This is a genomic window from Sphingomonas sp. FUKUSWIS1 (assembly GCF_000733135.1).
Classification (GTDB): Bacteria; Pseudomonadota; Alphaproteobacteria; order Sphingomonadales; family Sphingomonadaceae; genus Sphingomonas; species Sphingomonas aerolata.
In genome coordinates, this window is record NZ_JPJC01000051.1 from 10,100 (window position 1) to 14,969 (window position 4,870).

3 protein-coding genes and 1 pseudogene are annotated in these 4,870 nt (G+C 69.2%); all 4 read left to right on the plus strand.

What is annotated here, in order from left to right; genetic code table 11:
• On the plus strand, window positions 1-332 hold a 332-nt coding region (locus sphsw_RS20260; protein ID WP_042466561.1), incomplete at its 5' end, for a cell division protein FtsQ/DivIB.
• 1 nt (window position 333) lies between these two features.
• The gene (gene ftsA, locus sphsw_RS04355; RefSeq protein WP_031393123.1) at window positions 334-1,596 is read left to right on the plus strand and encodes a cell division protein FtsA; all 1,263 of its coding nucleotides are present in this window, start codon (window positions 334-336) and stop codon (window positions 1,594-1,596) included.
• Window positions 1,597-1,710: 114 nt separating this feature from the next.
• Window positions 1,711-3,309 carry a cell division protein FtsZ gene (gene ftsZ, locus sphsw_RS04360; RefSeq protein ID WP_031439540.1) on the plus strand — a complete coding sequence of 533 codons (1,599 nt, stop codon included), beginning with the start codon at window positions 1,711-1,713 and terminating at the stop codon, window positions 3,307-3,309.
• Window positions 3,310-3,421: 112 nt separating this feature from the next.
• Window positions 3,422-4,870: pseudogene (locus sphsw_RS20265) on the plus strand (SPOR domain-containing protein); the annotation flags it as partial.

The following is a 4,870-nucleotide window of genomic DNA, read 5'->3' on the forward strand; positions in this document are numbered from 1 at the left end:
CCGCCCCCGCGCTCAAGCCGCGGGTGAAGGCGGCGACCTGGGTCGGCAACCGGCGCTGGGACCTGACCTTCGAGAGCGGCGAGACGCTGGCATTGCCCGAGGACGGGGCGCCGCGTGCGCTGGTGAAGTTCGCCGAGCTCGACGGCGCACGGCCGCTGCTCGGCCGCGGCTGGATCCGCTTCGATATGCGCGACCCGACCAAGCTGGTCGCGCGCAAGCCGGGGGCGAGCCTGGCGCACAGCGTCGACGTGCCCGCGCCGGTATCCAGCGAGCCACAGACGACTATACCGTCGCAGACGGCGGACGCGAACGTAACGGGCGGGGAGGGATGACATGGCGAAGGTGGCACCGGAAGGGCTGATCACGGCGCTCGATATCGGGTCGTCGAAGGTTTCGGCGATGATCGCGCAAAAGGGGGATGGCGGCGAGCTGATCGTGCTGGGCACCGGCCAGCGCGAGAGCCGTGGCGTCAAGCGCGGCTATATCGCCGACATGGCGACGACCGAGGCCGCGGTACGCGAGGCGGTCGAGCAGGCCGAACGGATCGCAGGGATCAATATCGAGAATGTCTGGGTCGGCTTCTCGGCCGGCGGGCTGGTGTCCGACGTCGCCGAGGTCGAGTTCGAACTGGGCGGCCACCGCGTCGAGCAGCAGGATATCGACGCGCTGCTCGCGGCGGGCCGCAACTCGATCGATCCGCAAGGGCGGATGGTGCTGCACGCGCAGCCTGCGCTCTATACGCTCGACGGGCTGACCGGGGTTAAGACGCCACTCGGGCTGCATGCCGACCGGCTCGGCGTGCATATCCATGTCGTGGCCGCAGACGGTTCGCCGGTGCGCAATCTCGATCTGTGCGTGCGGTCGGCGCATCTCGAGGTGAAGTCGATCATCGCCTCGCCAGTGGCGACCGGGCTCGCGTGCCTGAGCGACGAGGAGCGTGAGCTCGGTGTCGCGCTGGTCGAGATGGGAGCGGGGATCACCAATGTCTCGCTGTTCGCGGGCGGCATGCTCGTCGGACTGACCTCGATCCCGATCGGCGCGCAGGACATCACCGACGACATCGCCAGCGCGTTCGGGACGCGGCGGCAGAATGCCGAGCGGATGAAGTGCTTCCATGGTTCGGCCAATGCCTCCCCCCGCGACAACCACGACATGATCCCGGTCATGCCGATCTCGGCCGAGGACGGCGCGGGCGAGGGCGCGCAGATCACCAAGGCGCAGCTGATCAGCGTCATCCGCCAGCGCCTCGAACATCAGATGGGCGAGGTGCGCAATGCGCTGAGCACGCTCAAGTTCGAGGGGCCGGTGGGGCGCCAAGTCGTGCTGACCGGTGGCGGTGCGGAGCTGAAGGGCATTGCCGATTATGCGCAACAGGCGCTGGGGCGGTCGGTCCGGATCGGCCGACCGCGCGGATTGACCGCTCTGCCCGAGGCGCATGGCGGACCGGCCTTTGCGACGCTAGCGGGGTTGGCCTTCTATGCGGCGACCGATCCGATCGACCTGCGCGGTATTGCACCGCAGCGGACGATCGTTCACCGGCCGAAGGGAATCGGCATGGTCCGCAAGTTGATTCAGGCGGCACGCGCGAATTATTGAGAGTTTCGAAACGGCTGACGCTATTTCGGCTGGAACAGCCGGTAGCGTTGGTGCACACAGGTTAATCAGGGGCCCGGCCGTAGCGTATCACCGGGATGGGCGGAGAAGCAGGCGATGAGCATCGAATTTCTGAGTCCCGAAGTGGACGAGCTGGCCCCCCGCATCGCGGTGATCGGGGTCGGTGGCGCGGGCGGTAACGCGATCGCGAACATGATGAGGGCCGACGTCCAGGGCGTCGACTTCCTCGTTGCCAACACCGACGCGCAGGCGCTCAAGCAGTCGACCGCGCCGCAACGGATCCAGCTGGGTACCAAGATCACGCAGGGTCTCGGTGCCGGCAGCCGTCCCGAGATCGGCCGCGCGGCCGCCGAGGAGACGATCGACCAGCTCGCCAAGATGCTCGAAGGCGCGCACATGTGCTTCATCACCGCCGGCATGGGCGGCGGCACCGGCACGGGTGCCGCCCCGGTCATTGCCAAGGCGGCGCGCGACATGGGCATCCTGACCGTCGGCGTGGTCACCAAGCCGTTCGCGTTCGAGGGCAATCGTCGCGCCAAGTCGGCGGATGGCGGCATCGAGGAACTGCAGAAGTACGTCGATACGCTGATCGTCATTCCGAACCAGAATCTGTTCCTGATCGCCAACGCGAACACGACCTTCAAGGAAGCGTTCTCGATGGCGGATGAGGTCCTCCAGCAGGGCGTGCGCAGCATCACCGACCTGATGGTCATGCCCGGCCTCATCAACCTCGACTTTGCCGACGTCCGCTCGGTGATGCAGGAGATGGGCAAGGCGATGATGGGCACCGGCGAGGCGAGCGGCGACAACCGCGCGCTCGAGGCAGCGCAGAAGGCGATCTCGAACCCGCTGCTCGACGGCGTCAGCATGCAGGGTGCCAAGGGCGTAATTATCTCGATCACCGGCGGCGACGACATGCGCCTGCTCGAAGTCGACGAAGCCGCGAATCACATTCGCGACCTGGTCGATCCCGATGCCAACATCATCTGGGGTTCGGCGTTCAACCAGGAGCTGGAAGGCAAGATCCGCGTCTCGGTCGTCGCGACCGGGATCGATGCGGACGCCAAGCCCGCCGTCGCGCCCGAGCCGACGCGCTCGTTCAGCTTCGGCATGGGCCGCAAGAACGACGAATCGACGTCGTTCCGTCCGAGCGAGCCCGCGGCACCGACCGGCACGACTGGCACGGGCGACGAGCCGCTCGACCTGTCGAGCGCGGACGCGGTACAGTCCGGCGCCACCGACGAGGAACTCGTCCTGGGCCAGGACAAGATGGTCCCGGCCGCACCGCAGTCCTATGCCCCCGCGCCGACACAGGCGGCACCTGCACCCGCCCCGGTGCAGCCGCCGGTCCAGGCTCAGCCTGCGCCGCAGCCGACCGCGCGTACGCCCCAGGCGCCTGCCTATCAGGCTCCGCCGCGCTCCTACGCGGACGATCGTTATGCCGCTCCCACGCCCGCGGCCCCGGCGCCGATGCCGGCTGCGGACGAGGGTGGTGCACGCCGTCGCTGGCTCGCTCCGGGTGCGGAAGCTGCGCCCGAAGCCGCCACACCGGCGACGCCGCGCGTCAAGCTCGGCGGGACGCTGTTCGAGCGCATGTCGAATGCGGCGCGCGGCGCGGCCAAGGAAGACGGCGAGGCGGCCTCGACCGATCCGCTCGACATTCCGCGCTTCCTGCACCGCCAGAACAACCAGTAACGGCCTGCACAAAGGGGCGCGCCGGTTCGTCGCCGGCGCGCCCCGTCCTGGCGCGTAGCGCGCTGCGGCATGTTGCCCGTTCCCGCGCGCTCGGGTCTAGCTACGGGCACCCATGATCTTCCCGACCCATCATCTCCTGACTGCCGCGCTCGCGCTGGTTCTAGTCACCGCACCGAGCGGCGCGCGGGCGCAGGAAGTCGTCCAGCCCTTGCCCGGAACGACCGACGCGGATCGTCTCGGCGACACGATGCGGCAGCTCGCGTCGAACCCCCGCAACGTCGATGCACTGGTCCGCGCGGGGGATCTGTCGATCGGGCTCGGTGATCTGAGCGGTGCCGCGGCACTGTTCGCGCGCGCCGAGAAGGTCGATCCGCGCAACGGCCGGGTGAAGGCCGGCATGGCCTCGATCCTGGTCCGCTCCGAGCGACCGGGCGAGGCGCTCCGCTATTTCGCGCAGGCCGAGGCGTTCGGGCTCCAGCCGCGCTATTATGCCGCGGATCGCGGGCTGGCCTATGACCTGATCGGCGAACAGGATCGGGCGCAGCGCGACTATCGTGTCGCGTTGCGCGATGCCCCCGATGACGAGACTGTCCGGCGTTACGCCCTGTCGCTCGGCATATCCGGCAAGCGTGATCTGGCACTGCAGCAGCTCGACCCGCTGGTCCTCAAGAAGGACCGTGGGGCATGGCGCGCGCGCGCGTTCATCCTGGCCATGAACAATGACGTGCGCGGCGCAGAGACGATCGTCACGACGATGATGCCCGGGGCTGCGGCCCGCGGTCTGCAGCCCTTTTTCCAGCGTCTGCCATTGCTTGCGCCCGCAGATCGCGCCTTTGCGGTGCATTTCGGCGAAGTGCATGCGACTCCGCAACGGATCGCCGATGCGCGGATGACGCCGGTCCTGCCGCAACTGGGTGCCGATCCGACCGCGCCGGTAATGCTCGCGGCGGCCGAGCCGCAGCCCGCACCCCAGCCGACGGGCCGTGCCAAGGCGGCCGCCGATCGATCGGTTACCCGCCGCGACAAGACCGCACGGTCGGGTCGCGCCGAAGTCGCCGCTTTGACGCCGACCCCTACGACCACGCCGACTCCGTCGCCAACGCCTTCGCCCGTCCGCCCGGCGGCAACCGTGCAGGCGTCTGCGCCGATGGTCATGGTCCAGCCGCTGCCCAAGCCGCCGGTGGTGCTGGCATCGACACAGCCGGTCCAGCGGCCGACCGGTCCTGCAGCGACCACGACGCTCCCCCCGTCCGCGCCGACATCGACCTTCGTCCAGCCCTTACCGGCCCGGACGACGTCGGGTGCGGCGGCGGACGCGAACCGGGTCTCGCAGGCAAGCGTGGCGGCGTCTTCGCCGACGCGCGCGCCCGATACGCCCGGTGCGCTGCCCTCTGCGATCGTCACCCAGATGGCGGCGCTGCCCGTCTCGCCGGTGACGACGGCTGGAACAACGCTGTCGGTGATGCCGCGAACCGCGACGGCCCCGGTCACGGTGCCGTCCACTGTCCCGACCACGCCAGCGGCGGCGGGTGTCGCCGCTACAACGGTTCCGGCGACGCCC